At 74.4% G+C, this 19,554-nt stretch carries 3 protein-coding genes; all 3 read left to right on the top strand.

Annotated features, from left to right (window positions below):
• A partial coding sequence (locus tag M878_RS46760) for a beta-ketoacyl reductase (protein WP_031223783.1) occupies nt 1-1,170 on the top strand: 1,170 nt, incomplete at its 5' end.
• Between the two features lie 120 nt (nt 1,171-1,290).
• Entirely contained in the window at nt 1,291-16,665 is a 15,375-nt protein-coding gene (locus M878_RS52675; protein WP_425347925.1) for an SDR family NAD(P)-dependent oxidoreductase, read from the top strand.
• On the top strand, nt 16,662-19,554 hold a 2,893-nt coding region (locus M878_RS52670), incomplete at its 3' end, for a type I polyketide synthase (protein WP_425347885.1). The genes M878_RS52675 and M878_RS52670, both read left to right, overlap by 4 nt.

The raw sequence follows: 19,554 nt of genomic DNA, 5'->3' as shown, positions 1-19,554 counted from the left end.
GTCCGCGAACTCACCGACGCCGGCGCGAAGGCGACCCTCGCCGCCTGCGACGTGGCCGACCGCGAGGCGCTCGCCGCGCTGCTGGACTCCGTACCGGACGAGCACCCCCTCACCGCCGTCATGCACCTGGCCGGAGTCCTCGACGACGGCGTCCTGGACGCGCTCACCCCCGAGCGGTTCGCCGGCGTCCTCGCCGCCAAGGCCCGCTCCGCCCGCCATCTGCACGAACTCACCGCGGACCGCGACCTGTCGGCGTTCGTCCTCTTCTCGTCCCTGACCGCCACGGTCGGCGGCGCCGGCCAGGCCAACTACGCCGCCGCCAACGCCTTCCTCGACGCCCTCGCCGAGCACCGGCGCGCGGCCGGACTGCCCGGCACCTCGGTGGCCTGGGGACCGTGGGGCGGCGACGGCATGGCCGCCCACGGCACGGTTCGCTCGGCCGCCCGCGCGATGGGCATGCACCTCCTCGACCCCGAGCGCGCCCTGACCGCACTCGGCCGCGCCCTGAACGGCGCGGACACCACCGTCACCGTCGCCGACGTCGACTGGTCCGTGTTCGCGCCCGCGTTCACGTCGAGCCGGCCCAGCGCCCTGCTGTCCGCGCTGCCCGAGGCGCGGCGCGGCACGGGCGGGGGCGCCGAGGCTAGCGCGGTGGACGGCTTCGCCGAGAAGCTCGCCGGTCTCACGGGCGGTGAACGCGAGCGCGCTCTACAGGAGTTGGTGTGCGGGCAGGCCGCAGCGGTCCTCGGCTACGGCAGTGCCGACGCGGTCGAGCCGGCCACCGCCTTCCGCGACCTGGGCTTCGACTCGCTCACCTCGGTCGATCTGCGCAACCGGATCAGCAGTGCCGCCGGGGTGCCGTTGCCGGCCACGCTCATCTTCGACTACGCCACCCCGGCCGCCCTCGCCAAGTACCTGGGGACCGAACTCGCGGGCGCCGGCACCTCCGTGGACTCGGTCGTCGCCGAACTCGACCGGGTCGCGGCCCGGCTGGGCGACCTCGCCGCCGAGGACATCGAGCAGGGCCGGATCACCACCCGTCTGCAGTCGTTGCTGGGCGACCTGAACAAGATCCTCGGCCAGGACGCCGACACCGTCGCCGGACGGCTGGAGGGCGCCTCCGCCGACGACGTCTTCGCCTTCATCGACAACGAACTCGGCTCGGCGTGAGCCGAGCCTCCCACGCCGCACGGGTCCACCCGTGAGGCGGCCCTCCCACGACACCCCGGCCCCACCGCGGTCCACCTCTTCGCACAGGAGTGGCGACACCCGATGACCAACGACGAAAAGCTGCTCTCCTACCTCAAGCGGGTCTCCGCCGACCTGGCCCAGACCCGTCAGCGGCTGCGCGAGGTGGAGACCCAGGACCGGGAACCCGTCGCCATCGTCGGGATGAGCTGCCGCTTCCCCGGCGGTGTGACCACCCCGGAGGAGTTCTGGCGGCTCGTCCACGACGGCACCGACGCCATCGGTGACTTCCCCGAGGACCGGGGCTGGGACGTCGACGCGCTCTACGACCCCGACCCGGACGCCACCGGCAAGACCTACGTCCGGCGCGGTGGCTTCCTGGACGACGCGGCCGGGTTCGAGCCGGACTTCTTCGGCATCAGCCCCCGCGAGGCGGTCGCGATGGACCCCCAGCAGCGGCTGCTGCTGGAGGTGTCGTGGGAGGCCCTGGAACGGGCCCGGATCGCCCCCGACTCGGCGCACGGCGCCCGGATCGGGGTGTTCGCGGGCACCAACGGGCAGGACTACAAAGACCTGTTGGCGAAGATGCCGGAGGACAGCGAGGCGGCGCTCGGCACCGGTGTACTGGCCGCCGTCATCTCCGGCCGCATCTCCTACACCCTGGGCCTGGAAGGCCCGGCCGTCACCATCGACACCGCCTGCTCCTCGGCGCTCGTCGCGGTGCACCTGGCCGTCCAGGCGCTGCGCAACAAGGAGTGCACCCTCGCCCTCGCGGGCGGCGCCACCGTGATGTCCACGCCGAACAACTTCATCGCGTTCTCCCGGCAGCGCGGCCTCTCCCCGGACGGCCGCTGCAAGGCCTTCGCGGACGCCGCCGACGGCACCGGCTGGGGCGAGGGCGCCGGCATGCTGGTGCTCGAACGGCTCAGCGACGCCCGCCGCAACGGCCACGAGGTGCTGGCCGTCGTGCGCGGCTCCGCCGTCAACCAGGACGGCGCCTCCAACGGCCTCACCGCCCCCAACGGGCCGTCCCAGCAGCGCGTCATCCGTGCCGCGCTCACCGGAGCACAGCTCGGCCCGGCCGACGTGGACCTGCTGGAGGCACACGGCACCGGCACCACCCTCGGCGACCCGATCGAGGCCCAGGCCCTGCTCGCCACCTACGGCCAGGACCGGCCCGCGGACCGCCCGCTGTGGCTGGGCTCGGTCAAGTCCAACATCGGGCACACCCAGGCCGCGGCCGGCGTCGCCGGCATCATCAAGGCCGTCATGGCGATACGGCACCAAGTCCTGCCCAAGTCGCTGTTCGCCGACGAGCCGTCCACCAAGGCCGACTGGAGCCAGGGCCAGGTCCGGCTGCTGACCGAGAACCGGCCCTGGACCGACCCCGGCCGCCCGCGCCGCGCCGCCGTCTCCTCCTTCGGCGCCAGCGGCACCAACGCGCACACCATCCTGGAGGAGGCTCCTGCCGAAGAGACGCCCGAGGCTGACGCCCGCTCGGCGCCGCCGCTGGTGCCGTGGGTGCTCTCCGGCCGCACCGAGCGTGCCCTGCGCGAGCAGGCAGCCCGCCTGGTGGCCGCCGCCGGTGAGCTGGACCCGGTGGACGTGGCGCACTCCCTGGCCGCGACCCGGACCGCGCATCGGCACCGAGCCGTGGTCCTCGGCGAAGGCCGCGACGCGCTCATGGAGGCTGCGACCCGGGTCGCCGAGGGCGGTCAGGGCGCCGCCTTCGGCCGCGTCCGCAAGGGACAGACCGCCTTCCTGTTCACCGGACAGGGCGCGCAGCGCGCCGGCATGGGCCGCGAACTGTACGGATCCTTCCCGGTGTTCACCCGCGCCATCGACGAGATCTGCGGGCTCTTCGGCGACGACCTGCGCGACCTGATGTTCGGGGACGACCCCGAGCCGCTGAACCGGACCGCCCGCACCCAGACCGCGCTGTTCGCGTTCGAGGTCGCGCTGTACCGGCTCGTGCAGTCCTGGGGGCTCACCCCCGACTACCTGGCCGGGCATTCCATCGGCGAGATCGCCGCGGCCCACGTGGCGGGCGTCCTCGACCTGAAGGACGCGACCACGCTGGTGGCCGCGCGCGGCCGGCTCATGCAGGCGCTGCCCGAGGGCGGCGCGATGATCGCGGTACGCGCCACCGAGGAGGAGATCCGCCCGCTGCTCACCGAGCGGGTCGGTGTCGCCGCCGTCAACGGCCCCTATTCCGTGGTGATTTCGGGTGAGGCCACCGAGGCCGAGGCGGTTGCCGCCCGCTTCGAGAAGAGCCGGCGGCTGAAGGTCTCGCACGCCTTCCACTCGCCGCTCATGGAACCGATGCTGGCCGACTTCCGGGCGGTCGTGCGGTCCCTGACCTTCCGCCGGGCCACGATCCCGGTCGTCTCCAACGTCACCGGCACCCTCGCCACCCAGGACCTCGCCACCCCCGACTACTGGGTGCGCCATGTGCGCGAGGCCGTCCGTTTCCACGACGGGATACGCGCCCTCGCCGCCGAGGGCGTCACCCGCTACCTCGAACTCGGCCCGGACGCCGTGCTGACGGCCATGGCCCGCGAGTGCCTGACCGCCGACGGCACGGACACCGACGCCGTGCTGGCCGCGGCCGTACGCCGCGAGCGCGACGAGACCGAGACCCTGCTCACCGCCGTCGCCCAGATGTACGCCGGCGGGGCGAGCGTGGACTGGACCGCGCTGTTCACCGGTGCCCGCACCGTCGACCTGCCCACCACCGCCTTCCAGCGCGACCGGTTCTGGCCCGAGACGGCCACCACCGTCTCAGACGTCGGCTCCGCCGGACTGGACTCCGCCGACCACCCGCTGCTCGGCGCGGCCACCATGCTGGCCGACTCCGACGGCGCCGTGCTCACCGGCCGGCTGTCGGTGCGCACCCACGCCTGGCTCGCCGACCATGTCGTCGGCGGCTCGGTCGTCGTCCCCGGCACCGCCCTGGTCGAACTCGCCGTACGCGCCGGCGACCAGGTCGGCTGCAGCCGCCTGGAGGAACTCGCCCTGGAAGTACCGCTGATGCTGCCCCCGGACGACGGCGTGCGCGTCCAGGTCGCCGTCGGGGCACCGGACGGGTCCGGCGCCCGTACGGTGCACGTGTACGCCCGCGCCGAGACCCTGCCCGCCGACGAGCCGTGGACCCTGCACGCCTCCGGCCTCCTCGCTGCCGGCACCGACACCCCGGGCACCCGCCTGGACGCCTGGCCGCCTGAGGACGCCGAACCCCTCGACACCGCCGGCCTGTACGAGCGGCACGCCGCCGCAGGACTTGAGTACGGGCCCGTCTTCCAGGCCCTGACGGCCGCCTGGCGGCGCGGCGAAGAGGTGTTCGCGGAGGTACGGCTGCCGGAGCGGCCCGCCGCCGATGCCCCCCGCTTCGGCCTGCACCCGGCCGCCTTCGACGCGGCCCTGCACTCCCTCGCCCTACTCGGAGACGGATCCGCCGACGACACCGCCCGGCTGCCCTTCATGTTCGCCGGTGTCACCCTGCACGCCGTCGGCGCCTCCGTGCTGCGCGCCCGGCTGGTGCCCACCGGGCCGGACGCCTTCGCCGTCGACCTGGCCGACGCCACCGGCGCCCCGGTCGCCACGGTCACCTCGCTGGCCTCCCGACCGCTCACGAATCTGCGCGCCGCCCGCGACACCACCGCCGACGCCTTGTTCACCCTCGACTGGCAGCCACTGACTCTGGAGACCGACGCCTCCGACAACGATCACCGGGTGCTGTACAGCGCACCGGGGTCGGACGCCGCCGCCGTACGGGAAGCGCTGCACAGCGCACTCGCAGCTCTCCAGGACGATGACCCCCGCCCGTTGGCGGTCGTCACCTACGGCGCGGTCAGCGTCGCGGGCGAGGACGTGCCCGACCTGGCGGGTGCAGCCGTCTGGGGCCTGGTGCGGTCCGCGCAGTCGGAGCACCCGGACCGGTTCGTGCTGCTGGACCTCGAACCGGGCACGGATCCCGCTACCGTCCTGCCCGCCGTCCTCGCCTCCGGTGAACCGCAGATCGCGCTGCGCTCCGGCGCCGCTCGTGCCGCCCGGCTCGTGCGCACCGAAGTGCCAGCAGAAACAGGTGAGTTGAACCTCGATCCCGAGGGTGCGGTCCTCCTCACCGGTGCCACCGGCGGCCTCGGACCGGTGCTCGCCCGGCACCTGGTCACCGCGTACGGCGTCCGTCACCTCGCGCTGCTCAGCCGGTCGGGCGACTCCGGTGACCTGATCGACGAACTCGCCGGCCTCGGTGCCGCCGCGACCGCCCACGCCTGCGACGTCGCGGACCGGGACAGCCTCGCGGCTGTCCTGGCCGGCATCTCCGCCTCGCGCCCCCTCAGCGCGGTCGTCCATGCCGCCGGTGTCCTGGACGACGGCGTGGTCTCCTCGCTCACCCCCGAGCGGATCGACACGGTCCTCGCACCGAAGGCGATCGGCGCCCTCCATTTGCACGAACTGACCGCCGGCGTTTCGGCGTTCGTGCTGTTCTCGTCGGTCGCCGGCACCGTCGGAGCCCCGGGCCAGGGCAACTACGCCGCCGCCAACGCCCTCCTGGACGCCCTCGCCACGCACCGCCACGCCCAGGGCGCGCCCGCGCTGTCGCTGGCGTGGGGACCGTGGGCCCCGTCCGGCGGTATGACCAGCTCCCTCGACGAGGCCGACCGTGCCCGGATGGCGCGCGGCGGCATGACCGCCCTGTCGGCAGTGGAGGGCACCGCCCTGTTCGACCTGGCGGTGCGCGCCGCCCGTCCCGCCCTCGCGCCGGTACGGCTCAACCTGCCTGCGCTGCGCGCCCAGGGCAGCGGACTCGCGCCCGTCTTCCGCACGCTCGCGGGCCGCCCGGTGCGCCGGGAGGCCGCCGCCGAGGGCGCCGATGTCACCTTCGCCGAGCGCATGGCTGCTCTCGGAGGTGAGGAGCGGGCCGAGGCGCTGCTGCATACGGTCCGCGCCCACGTCGCCGCCGTCCTCGGACACGCCAAGGCGGACAGTGTGGAGACCGACCGGGCGTTCAAGGACCTCGGCTTCGACTCGCTCGCCGCGATCGAGCTGCGCAACTCCCTGTCCGAGGAGATGGGCCGGCGACTGTCCGCCACGCTCGTTTTCGACCATCCCTCACCCGAAGCGCTCGCTGCTCACCTCGGCACCCTGGTCGGCGGTGCCCGCGCCGGAGCCCGCCGAGGCCGTCGTACCGTCAAGGCCCGCGCGGACGAGCCGCTGGCGATCGTGGGTCTGGCATGCCGTTACCCGGGTGACGTCCGCACCCCCGAGGACCTGTGGCGGCTGGTCGCCGACGGCACCGACGCCATCACCCCGTTCCCGGCCAACCGCGGCTGGGACGTGGACCGGATCGTCGACCCGACCCGGCAGCGCCCCGACACCTCCTACGTGGGCGAGGGCGGATTCCTGCACGAAGCGGGCGAGTTCGACGCCGCGTTCTTCGGGATCAGCCCCAAGGAAGCCCTCGTCATGGACCCGCAGCAGCGACTGCTGCTGGAGGTGTCCTGGGACGCGCTGGAGAGCGCGGGCATCGACCCGCACAGCCTCAAGGGAAGCCGCACCGGAGTGTTCGCCGGTGTCCAGTACCACGACTACTTCGGCAGCTTCGGCTCCGGCAGCATCATCTCCGGCCGCATCGCCTACACCCTGGGCCTGGAGGGCCCGTCGCTGTCCGTCGACACGGCCTGCTCCTCCTCGCTGGTGGCGCTGCACCTGGCCGCGCAGTCGCTCAGGCAGGGCGAGTCCAGCCTCGCGCTGGTCGGCGGTGTCGCGGTCATGGCCACCCCGGAGACCTTCATCGAGTTCAGCAGGCAGGGTGCGCTCGCTCCCGACGCCCGCACCCGCGCCTTCGCCGACGCGGCGGGCGGCACCGTGTGGGGCGAGGGCGTCGGCGTCATGGTGGTGGAGCGGCTCTCCGACGCCCGGCGCAACGGCCACGAGGTGCTGGCCGTGGTCCGCGGCACCGCCGTCAACCAGGACGGCGCCTCCAACGGCCTCACCGCCCCCAACGGCCCCTCCCAGGAACGCGTCATCCTCGAAGCCCTGGAGAACGCCCGCCTCACCACCGCCGACGTGGACATCGTGGAGGCCCACGGCACCGGTACGACGCTGGGTGACCCGATCGAGGCGCAGGCGCTGCTGGCCACCTACGGCCAAGAGCGCTCCGCGGACACCCCGTTGTGGCTGGGCTCGATCAAGTCCAACATCGGGCACACCCAGGCCGCCGCCGGTGTCGCGGGCGTCATCAAGATGGTGATGGCCATGCGGCACGGGGTCCTGCCGCAGACCCTGCATGTGGACCAGCCGTCCACGAAGGTCGACTGGGACGCCGGAGAGGTACGACTGCTGACGGAGCAGCGGGACTGGCCGCAGCGGGGCCGGCCGCGCCGGGCCGGGGTGTCCTCGTTCGGGATCAGCGGCACCAACGCCCACGTCATCCTCGAACAGGCCCCGCCTGCTGCCGTCGAGCCGGATCACAGCGGACCCGAGGGACTCGCCGTCCCGTGGCTGCTCACCGCCAAGACGCCCGCCGCACTCGCAGGCCAGGCCGCAGCCCTTCTCGGCCACCTCGACACCCACCCCGGTCTCGACCCGTCCGACATCGGCTGGACCCTCGCCACCGCCCGCGCCCGTTTCGCGTACCGGGCCTCGATCACCGGAGCCGACACGGCCGAACTGCGCGGCGCCCTGGCCGCGTTGGCCGACGGCTCCACCGCCCGCACCCTCGTGGAAGGCACCGCGGCCGGCCGCGCCCGGCCCGTGTTCGTCTTCCCCGGCCAGGGCTCCCAGTGGTCCGGCATGGCCACCCGACTCCTCGACGAATCCCCGGCGTTCGCCGCCCGCATGGCCGAGTGCGCCGCCGCCCTCGCGCCGTACACCGACTGGGACTTCCACACCGAGCTGCGCGGCGACCTCGACCGGGTCGACGTCGTCCAGCCGTTGCTGTGGGCCGTGATGGTGTCCCTGGCACACACCTGGAGCGCGTACGGCGTCACCCCGGCCGCTGTCATCGGCCACTCCCAGGGCGAGATCGCCGCCGCCTGCGCGGTCGGCGCCCTGTCGCTGCGGGACGGCGCCCGTGTCGTCGCCCTGCGGTCCCAGGCCATCGCCGAGCTGCTGTCCGGCTCCGGCGGCATGATGTCCGTCGCCGAGGGCGCCGACGCGGTCCGCGCCCGGCTCACCGCCTGGGACGGCCGGCTCTCCGTCGCCGCCGTCAACGGCGCCGCCTCCACGGTGGTGTCCGGCGACCCCGACGCCCTGGACGAACTCCTCACGCAGCTGCGGAAGGAGAAGGTGCGCGCCAAGCGCCTGCCCGTGGACTACGCCTCCCACAGCGCCCACGTCGAGACCCTGCGGGAGCGCCTTGCCGACGTCCTCGACGGTATCGAGCCGCGCGCCACCCAGGTGCCGTTCTATTCGACCGTCACCGGCGGCCCGATCGACACCGCGGAACTCGGCGCCGGGTACTGGTACACCAACCTGCGCGGAACCGTGCTGTTCGAGGACGCGGTGCGCGCCGCCGTCGCCGACGGACATCAGCTGTTCATCGAGTCCAGCCCGCACCCGGTGCTGACCGTCGGCATCCAGGAGACCGACGACGCCTTGGCCGCCGTAGGCTCCCTGCGCCGGGACGAAGGCGGCCGGGACCGGCTGCTGACCGCCCTCGGCGAGGCCTTCACCCACGGCGCCGGCGTCGACTGGGCCGCTGTCACCGAGGGCCGCCGCCCGCGCCGCGTCCCGCTGCCCGGCTACGCCTTCCAGCGCGAGTGGTACTGGCTCGACTCCACCGCGACCGGCGCCGACGTCACCTCCGCGGGCCTTGCCCCCACCGACCACGCCCTGCTCGGCGCCGCGATGGTCCGGGCCGACAGCGAGGGAGCCGTCCTCACCGGACGCCTCTCGCCCGGCATCCAGCCCTGGCTGGAGGACCACCGGGTCGGCGGCCTGCTCCTCTTCCCCGGAACCGGCCATCTGGAGCTGGCCCTGCGCGCCGGCGACCAGGTCGGCTGCGGCGACATCGCCGAACTCACCCTGCATGCCCCGCTGGTCCTGCCCGACCACGGCGCCGTCCAGCTCCAGGTGGTCGTCGGCACGCCCGAGGGGGACACCCGCCCCGTCACCATCTGGTCGCGCCCGGAGAGCCCCGACGAGGAGCTGCCATGGACCCGGCACGCCGACGGCCTGCTCGCCCCGACCGGCACCCTCCCGGCCACCGCCGACCCGCTCACCGCGTGGCCCCCGCAGGGCGCCGAAGCCATCGGCCTGGACGGCCTGTACGACGAACTCGCCGCCCTCGGACTCCGCTACGGGCCGCTCTTCCAGGGCCTGCGCGCCGCCTGGCGCACCGAGGACGGCCTGTACGCGGAGATCGCCACCGATGCCTCACCCGACGGCTTCGGACTGCACCCGGCCCTGTCCGACGCCGCCCTGCACACCGTCGGCCTCACCGACGCCGCGGGCGAGGAGGCACTGCTGCCGTTCGCCTGGTCCGGGGTACGGCTGCACGCCACCGGCGCGACCGCGCTGCGCGTCCGCGTCCGGCCGACGGGTGAGGGCACCGTCTCCCTCACCCTCGCCGACCCCACGGGCGCGCCCGTCGCCACTGTCGACTCGCTCACGCTGCGGCCTCTGCGGGCCGAAGCGCTCAAGGCCGCGGCCCGCTCGGCCCGCGCGGGCGCGCTGTACCGGGTGGACTGGGTACCGGCGCCGTCGGCTCCGGCGGCCGATGCGGCCATGGACGTGGTGCGCGTACCGGCCGGGGTGAACTCCGCCGAGACCCGGGCGGCCGTTGTCACCGTCCTGGACGAACTGCGTGCCCGGCTCGCCGACGACGGCCTCACTCTCGTGGTCATCACCGGCACCGACCCGGCGGGAGCCGCCGTCGGCGGCCTGGTCCGCTCGGCCCAGTCCGAGAACCCCGGCCGTATCGTGCTGATCGAAGCGGAGGAGGAGCCGGACGCCGAACGCCTCGCCGAGGCGGTGGCCACAGGCGAGCCGCACCTCGCCTTCCGCGACGGCGCCTGGCTCGCGCCGCGGCTGGCCCGCGTCACCGACGGACCTGACACAAGCGAGAGCCCCGGAGTCGGCACCGGAACCGTCCTGCTCACCGGCGCCACCGGCGCCCTCGGCGGTATCCTCGCCCGCCATCTGGCCGCCGAGCGGAACGTCCGGCATCTGCTGTTGCTCAGCCGCAGCGGCGTCGCCGACGACCTCGTCACCGAACTGACCGAGCTGGGCGCCGAGGTGACGAGCGTCGCCTGCGACGTCTCCGACCGTGCCGCGCTCACCGCCGTGCTGGACGCCGTACCGGCCGACCGGCCGCTGACCGCCGTGATCCACGCGGCCGGAGTACTCGCCGACGGCGTGCTCGGCTCCCTGACCCCGGAGCGGATCGACACCGTGTTCCGGCCGAAGGTCGACGCCGCCTGGAACCTGCACGAACTCACCGCGGACCTCGACCTGTCGGCGTTCGTGCTGTTCTCCTCGTCCGCCGCCACGCTCGGCTCGCCGGGCCAGGCGAACTACGCGGCTGCCAACGCCTATCTGGACGCGCTCGCCGTACACCGCCGAACCCTCGGGCTGCCCGCACACTCCCTGGCCTGGGGCCTGTGGGCGCAGGCAGGCGGCATGACGGGCACCCTCGACGCGACGGACCTCACGCGCATCGCCCGTGGCGGTGTCGCCCCGCTGGAGACGGAGGAGGGCGTCGCCCTCTTCGACGCCGCCGTGCGCGGCGACGACCCCGCCGTGCTGCCGGTGAAGCTGGACATGGCCTCCCTGCGCGCCCAGGGCGAGGGCCTGGCCCCGCTGTTCCGTGCCCTGGTGCCCATGCGCCGGACCGGTGCGGCCACCGGGCAGGCCGCGGCAGGCGGTGCCGACGCCCTGCGGGAGCGTCTCGCCGGGCTGCTGCAGGCGGAGCGCGCAGCGTTTCTCACCGAACTCGTGCAGAACCACGTCGCGACGATCCTCGGCTACCGCTCCGCCCAGGACATCGGCCGCACCCTGGCCTTCAAGGAACTCGGCTTCGACTCACTGGCGGCCGTGGAACTGCGCAACCGGCTCACCGCGGCGACCGGCCTCCGGCTGCCCGCGACCCTCGTGTTCGACCACCCCACGCCCACGGAACTCGCGGCCCATCTGCTCGGTGAACTCACCGGCACCCTCGCCGAGGAGACGGTTCGCACGGCCCCCCGGAGCGCCGCCGCCGACGAACCGATCGCCGTCATCGGCATGGCCTGCCGCTTCCCCGGCGACATCGCCTCGCCGGAGGACCTGTGGCAGCTGGTGGCCGAAGGCCGCGACGCCATCGGCGAGTTCCCGAACGACCGCGGCTGGGACGTGGACAACCTCTACGACCCCACCCTGGACCGGCCCGGCACCAGCTACACCCGGCACGGCGCCTTCCTGTACGACGCCGCCGACTTCGACCCGGCGTTCTTCGCCATGGACGAAGCAGAGGCAGAGGTCACCGACCCCCAGCAGCGGCTGCTGCTGGAGACCTCCTGGGAGGCGCTGGAGCGCGCCTCCATCGACCCCGCCACCCTGCGCGGCTCCGACACCGGTGTGTTCGCGGGCGTGATGTACCACGACTACTTCGGGAGCTTCGGCTCCGGCAGCGTGGTCTCCGGCCGCGTGGCCTACACCCTGGGCCTGGAGGGCCCGACCCTGTCCGTCGACACGGCCTGCTCCTCCTCGCTCGTGGCGCTGCACCTGGCCGCCCAGTCGCTGCGCGACGGTGACTGCTCGCTGGCGCTGGCCGGGGGAGTGACCGTCATGGCCACCCCGGGCACCTTCGTGGAGTTCAGCCGGCACCGGGGCCTGTCCCGGGACGGCCGCTGCAAGCCCTTCGCGGACGCGGCCGACGGCACCGGTTTCGGCGAGGGCGCCGGCGTGCTGCTCCTGGAACGGCTCTCCGACGCCCGCCGCAACGGCCACACGATCCTCGCCGTGCTGCGCGGCACCGCCGTCAACCAGGACGGCGCCTCCAACGGCCTCAGCGCCCCCAACGGCCCCGCCCAGCAGCGCGTCATCCGCCGTGCCCTGCGGGCGGCCGGCGTCGAGGCGGCCGAGGTCGACGTGGTCGAGGCGCACGGCACCGGTACGACGCTGGGCGACCCGATCGAGGCCCAGGCGCTGATCGCCACCTACGGCGCCGAGCACACCGAGGACAGCCCGCTGTGGCTCGGCTCGGTGAAGTCCAACCTGGGCCACACCCAAGCCGCCGCCGGTGTCGCCGGGGTCATCAAGATGGTCGAGGCCATCCGCAACGAGACCCTGCCGGCCAGCCTCGGCGTCGACCGGCCCTCCCGGCACGTGGAGTGGGAGGGCGCGGGCGTCCGCCTGCTCACCGAGAACCGCCCCTGGCCCGACCCGGGCCGCCCGCGCCGCGCCGGCATCTCCTCCTTCGGCATCTCCGGCACCAACGCCCATGTCATCGTGGAGGCCGCGCCCGCGGAGGAGCCCGCGACCCCGCACACAGCCCCGCCTGTCGACACGGTGCCGTGGCTGCTCTCCGGCCACACCCCGGGCGCCCTGCGGGCCCAGGCCACCCGGCTGCTGCAGCACCTGACCGTCACCCGGGACGCCGCTCCGGACACCGACCCGCACCACCTCGCCGGCGCGCTCGCCCACGCCCGCACCCGACTCGGCCACCGGGCCGCCGTACTCGGCCGCACTCAGGATGAACTGATCAGAGATGTACGGGAGTTGGCGGAGGGCCGCACCCCCCGGTCCGGTGCCCTCGGCACCGCCACCGATGGCCGGCTCGCCTTCCTCTTCTCCGGGCAGGGTGCGCAGCTGCCGGGCATGGGCACCCGCCTCGCGGCGGCGTTCCCCGCCTTCGCCGCCGCCTTCGACGAGATCCGCGCCCGCCTGGACCCGCTGCTGGACCGTCCGCTCGCCGACGTCCTGGACCGCGCCGAGCTGCTGGAGCGCACCGAGTACACCCAGCCGGCGATGTTCGCCGTGGAAGTGGCCCTGTACCGGCTGCTGGAGTCTTTCGGCGTCCGGCCCGACATCCTGGCCGGGCACTCCGTCGGCGAGTTCGCCGCCGCCCATGTCGCGGGCGTGCTCGACCTAAAGGACGCCTGCACCCTCGTCGCCGCCCGGGGACGATTGATGCAGGCTCTGCCCGAGGGCGGCGCGATGTTCGCCGTACAGGCCACCGAGGACGAGGTGACGCCGCTGCTGGGCGACGGAGTCGGGATCGCCGCTGTCAACGGGCCCCAGTCGGTGGTCATTTCCGGCCCCGCCGGACCGGCCCGCGCCCTGGCCGCCCGCTTCGAGCGCGTCAAGGAGCTGGTCGTCAGCCACGCTTTCCACTCGGCCCTGATGGAGCCGATGCTGGAGGAGTTCGGCGAGATCGCCGCGTCGCTGTCGTACGGCACACTGCGCATACCGCTGGTGTCCACCCTCACCGGCGCTCCGGCCGCCCCCGACGAGCTGTCGACGGCCGGGTACTGGGTGCGGCACGCCCGTGAGGCCGTCCGCTTCGCCGACGCCGTCACCGCCCTGCACGAGGCCGGTGTACGGCACTTCGCCGAGGTCGGCCCCGGCAGTGCGCTGACCGCCGCGGCCGGCGAATGCCTGCCCGACGAAGCGGCCGTCGTACCGCTGCTGCGCAAGGACCGTGAGGAGACCGAGGCCTTCGTCAGCGGGCTCGCCGCCCTGCACGTGCACGGCGCCGCCGTCGACTGGACGGCCCTGCTGCCGCACCGGGACGGCTCGGACCTGCCCACCTACGCCTTCCAGCGCGGCCGCTACTGGATGACCGGCGACCTCGGCCTGCCGCGCCCGGCCGCCGACCATCCGCTGCTCGGCACCGCCGTCGAACTCGCCGGTGCCGACGGCACCCTGTACAGCGGCCACCTGTCCCTCGCCGACCACCCGTGGCTGGCGGACCACACCGTCGGCGGCGTGCCGCTGCTGCCGGGCACGGCCTTCGTCGAGATGGCCCTGGCCGCCGGGGCCCGCGTCGGCTGCGGCACGGCGGAGGAGCTGACCGTCACCGAACCGCTGGTCCTGCCCGAGGACCGCGCCGTCCGTCTCCAGTGCACGGTCGGCGAGCCCGACGCGTCCGGCGCCCGCGCCTTCCGCGTGTACGCCGCCACGGCCGATGACGACCCGTGGACCACCCACGCCACCGGCCTGCTGCGGCCCGCCGAGGAGCGACCGGTCCACGACCTCACCGCGTGGCCGCCGCCCGGCGCCGAACCGGTCGACCTGGACGGCGTCTACGAGCGGCTGGCCGAGCTGGGTGCCGCATACGGGCCCCGCTTCCAGGGGCTGCGCGCTGCCTGGCGGCGCGACGACGAGGTGTACGCGGAGGTCGCCGCCCCGACCGACGGCGCCGCGTTCGGCCTGCACCCGGCGCTGTTCGACTCCGCCCTCCACACCATCGGGCTGCGCGCCGGCGCCGAGGAGCGCATGGCGCTGCCCTTCGTCTGGAACGGTGTCGAGCTGTACACGCGGGGCGCGCGTGCCCTGCGGGTCCGGATCGCCCCCGCCGGTACCGGCGCGGTGCGCGTCGAGGCCGCCGACGAGACCGGCCGGCCCGTGGCGCGGGTGGCGTCGCTGTCCCTGCGGGAAGTGGGCCCGCAGCGGATCGCCGCTGCCGCCGCGGGCGGGCACGACGACCTGTTCGCCCTCGACTGGGTGCCCCTCTCCCTGCCGGCGGCTCCGCAGGCCGGGCGGTGGACCGTACTCGGCGCCGGCGGCGAGGAGATGGCCGGTGCCCTGGCCGGTGAGGTGGCCGAGGTCACCGTGGCCGCCGACCTCACCGAGGCCGCCGAACAGGCCCCCGACACCCTGGTCGTCGTCCACACCGGCGGCGACGGACCGGACGAGATCCGGGCCGGTGTCCGCGAGCTGCTCGCCCGGGTGCAGGGCTGGCTGGCCGACGCCCGGTTCGCCGAGACCACCCTGGTGGTGGCCACCAGTGGCGCGACCGGGCCCGGGGACGTCACCGATCCCGGCGCCGCCGCGGCGTGGGGCCTGATCCGCTCCGCCCAGTCCGAGCACCCCGACCGGCTGGTCCTCGCCGACCTGGATGACACAGACGCCTCCCGGCGCCTGCTGCCCTCCGCCGTCGCCTCCGGCGAACCCCAACTGGCACTGCGAGAAGGCCGGTTGAACGTTCCCCGGCTGGTGCGCGCCCCGCGCCTGGCCGAGTCAGCCCCGGGCGACTGGTCCGGCGACGTCCTGGTCACCGGCGGCACCGGCGCCCTGGGCCGGCTGATCGCCCGGCACCTGGTCTGCGCGCACGGGGCCGAGCGGCTGGTGCTGCTCAGCCGCAGCGGACCCGAGGGGCCCGGCGCGGCCGGGCTGAGCGAGGAACTGGCCGCGCTCGGCGCGCAGGTGACGATCGTCGCCTGCGACGCCGCCGACCATGCCGCCCTCGCCCGGGTCCTGGACGAACACCCCGTCTCCGCGGTCGTACACACCGCCGGTGTCCTTGCCGACGCCGTCCTGACCTCGCTCACACCGGAGCGGCTGGACACGGTGCTGCGCCCGAAACTGGACGCGGCCTGGAACCTGCACGAACTGACCCGGGAACGGCCGCTGAAGGCGTTCGTTCTGTTCTCCTCCGCGGCCGGTCTGCTCGGCAGTCCCGGCCAGGCCGGCTACGCGGCCGGCAACACCTTCCTCGACGCCCTCGCCGCCCATCGCCGCTCGCTCGGCCTGCCCGCGGTCTCGCTCGCCTGGGGCGCCTGGGCGGGCAGCGGCGGCATGGCCGACCGGCTCGGCGACACCGACAGCCGTCGTATCGCCTCCGGCGGAGTGCTCGCTCTCGACGCGGAGGCGGGGCTCGCCCTGTTCGACACGGGCGTGGGCCGCGCCGAACCGGTGCTGCTGCCGGCCCGTCTCGATCTCGCCCCGCGCGAGGCCGCCCGTATCGCCCCGCTGCTGCGTTCCCTGGTACGGGTGCCGCGCCGGACCGGGCCCGGAGCACCGGCCGCCGCATCGGCACTGCGCCGCGAACTGGCCGGACTCGCGCCCGAGAAGCGGACCGAACGGCTGCTGGGGCTGGTGCGGGACGAGGCCCGTGCGGTGCTCGGCATCGAGGAGATCGAGAACGAGCTGCCCTTCAAGGACCTCGGCTTCGACTCGCTGACCGCCGTCGAGTTCCGCAACCGGCTCAACGAGGCCACCGGCCTCCGGCTGACCGCCACGCTCGTCTTCGACCACCCGACACCGGCCGCGCTCACCGAGCACCTCGCCGCCGAGCTGGCCCCGCGCACCGCCGACGGCCCGCGCGACGAGGAGGACACCGTTCGGGCCGCGCTCGCCGCCATCCCGGTGGCCCGGCTCCGCGAGGCGGGCCTGCTGGACAGCCTGCTCGAACTCGCCGGAACGCGGCCCGCGCCGGATTCGGCCGCGGCCGGTGAACCCGGCGGCGCGTCGATCGACGCGATGGACGCCGAGAGCCTGATCAGCATGGCGCTCGACGACCTCGTCGAGGACGACGACGCCCTGTGACGACGCCTGCGACAAGGAAGAACACCATGGCCGAGGCCGAGAAGCCGGACACCAGGATGGTCGAGGCGTTGCGCGCCTCGCTGAAGGAGATCGAGCGGCTGCGGGAACGCAACCGCGCGCTGACCGCAGCGGCCCGGGAACCGGTCGCGATCGTCGGCATGGCCTGCCGCTACCCGGGCGGCGTCCGGTCCCCCGAGGACCTGTGGCGCCTGGTCGCGGACGGCGCGGAGGGCATCACCGAGTTCCCCGGCGACCGCGGCTGGGACCCGGACCTGTACGACCCGACCCCGGGCGTGCCGGGCCGCTCCTCCACCCGCGAGGGCGGGTTCCTGCACGACGCGGGCGACTTCGACGCCGCGTTCTTCGGCATCAGCCCGAACGACGCACTCGTCATGGACCCACAGCAGCGGCTGCTGCTCGAAGGCTCCTGGGAGGCGCTGGAGAACGCCGGCATCGACCCCGTCTCGCTGCGTGGCAGCCGCACCGGTGTCTTCGCGGGCGTCATGTACCACGACTACTTCGGCAGCTTCGGCTCCGGCAGCATCGTCTCCGGCCGCGTCGCCTACACCCTCGGGCTGGAGGGCCCGACGCTCAGCGTCGACACCGCCTGCTCCTCGTCGCTCGTCACACTGCACCTCGCCGCCCAGGCACTCCGGCAGGGCGAGTGCACCCTGGCGCTCGCCGGGGGAGTGACGGTGATGGCCTCGCCGGGCACCTACGTCGAGTTCAGCCGGCAGGGCGCCCTCTCCCCGGACGGCCGCTGCCGCTCCTTCGCCGACGACGCGGCCGGCACCGGGTTCTCGGAAGGCCTCGGCGTCCTCGTACTGGAACGGCTGAGCGACGCCCGGCGCAACGGCCACGACGTACTGGCCGTCGTCCGCGGCTCCGCCGTCAACCAGGACGGCGCGTCCAACGGCCTTACGGCGCCCAACGGTCCGTCGCAGCAGCGAGTGATCCGCCAGGCGCTGGCCGCGGCCCGCTTGTCGGCCGCCGACGTGGACGTGGTCGAGGCCCACGGCACCGGTACGACGCTGGGCGACCCGATCGAGGCGCAGGCGCTGCTGGCCACCTACGGCCAGGACCGCGAGGCCCCGCTGTGGCTGGGGTCGGTGAAGTCCAACATCGGGCACACCCAGGCTGCCGCCGGTGTCGCGGGCGTCATCAAGATGGTCATGGCGATGCGCCACGGCACGCTGCCGAAGACCCTCCACGCCGACACGCCGTCCACGAAGGTCGACTGGGAGGCCGGTCGCGTAAGCCTTCTGACGGACCATCAGCCATGGCCCGGTACGGACCGTCCACGCCGAGCGGGCATCTCCTCCTTCGGGATCAGCGGCACCAACGCCCACACCATCATCGAGGAGCCGTCCGCCGAGGACCGGTCCCCGACGGACACCGACGCCGACGCCCCGGCCGTCGTATGGCCCCTGTCCGCCCGGTCCGCCCAGGCACTGCCCGCTCAGGCCGAGCGGCTGCACGCCTTCCTCGCCGGCCGGCCCGAGCTGCACCCGGCGGCCGTCGCCCGGGCCCTCGGCACCCGGCGCACCGCGTTCGACCACCGCGCGGCCGTCTCCGGCACCGACCGGGAGCAGCTCCTGGCCGGGCTGCACGCCCTTGCCACCAGGGCCCCTGCCCCCACGGCCGCCACCGGAAGGGCCCGGACGGGGGCTCGTACGGCGTTCCTGTTCACCGGCCAGGGTGCCCAGCGCCTCGGCATGGGCCTCGAACTCCGTGACCATTACCCGGTGTTCGCCGAGGCCTTTGACGCGATCGACGCCCGTCTCGGCCTGGACCTCGCCGGGCTGCTGGCGGGCGACGACGCCGACGCCGTGCACCGCACCCAGTACGCACAGACGGCACTCTTCGCCTTCGAGGTGGCCCTGTTCCGGCTGCTGGAGTCCTTCGGTGTGCGGCCCGACATCATGGCCGGGCACTCCGTCGGGGAACTCGCCGCCGCCCATGTGGCGGGCGTCCTCGACCTGGACGACGCCTGCACCCTGGTCGCCGCCCGCGGCCGGCTCATGCAGGCGCTGCCGGAAGGCGGCGCGATGGTCGCCGTAGAGGCCACCGAGGACGAGGTACGACCGCTGCTGGACGGCCGGGTCGGGCTCGCCGCGGTCAACGGCCCCTCGTCCGTGGTCCTTTCGGGCGAGGAGGACGCCGTGCTCGCCGCCGCCGAAGGCTTCGCGAAGACCAAGCGGCTCTCCGTCTCGCACGCCTTCCACTCACCCCTGCTGGACGGCATGCTCGACGAATTCCGTTCCGTGGCCGAGAAGTTGACCTTCCATGAGCCGCGCATCCCGCTGGTGTCCACCCTCACCGGCCGCCCCGCCGACGGCGGGCAACTGCGCGACCCCGGCTACTGGGTACGGCACGTGCGGGAGACGGTCCGTTTCGCCGACGCCGTCGCCGCCCTCACCGGCTCGGGCGCCGGGCGCTTCGTCGAACTCGGGCCCGACGCCGTGCTGACCGGTCTCGCCCGCGCGTGCGCGGAAGCGGAAGGCGCTGTCTTCGTCGCGCTCGGCAGGCGGCACGGCAGCGAGCCCGCGGCCCTCATGTCCGGCCTCGCCCGTCTGTACAGCGACGGCCTCGCCCCGGACTGGGCGGCGCTCTTCCCCGGTAAAGCCCGCGCCGACCTGCCCACCTACCCCTTCCGGCGCGACCGGTACTGGCTGAACGCGGACGTGGCCCTCACCGCCGGTCCCCTCGCGGAGCCGGTACGGCCCGCCGCGGCCCACGGACCCGCGGACGCCGAGCCGTTGCGGCAGCGGCTGGCCGGAGCCCCGCCCGCCGAGCAGGAGATGGTCCTGACCGAGGTGATCCGCGCCCAGACCGCCGCGATCCTCGGGCACTCGGGACCGGCGGCGGTGGAGCCGGATGCCGTCTTCC

Origin of the sequence: Streptomyces roseochromogenus subsp. oscitans DS 12.976 (assembly GCF_000497445.1) — a bacterium.
Classification (GTDB): domain Bacteria; phylum Actinomycetota; class Actinomycetes; order Streptomycetales; family Streptomycetaceae; genus Streptomyces; species Streptomyces oscitans.
This window is presented reverse-complemented; position numbering and strand designations above follow the sequence as displayed.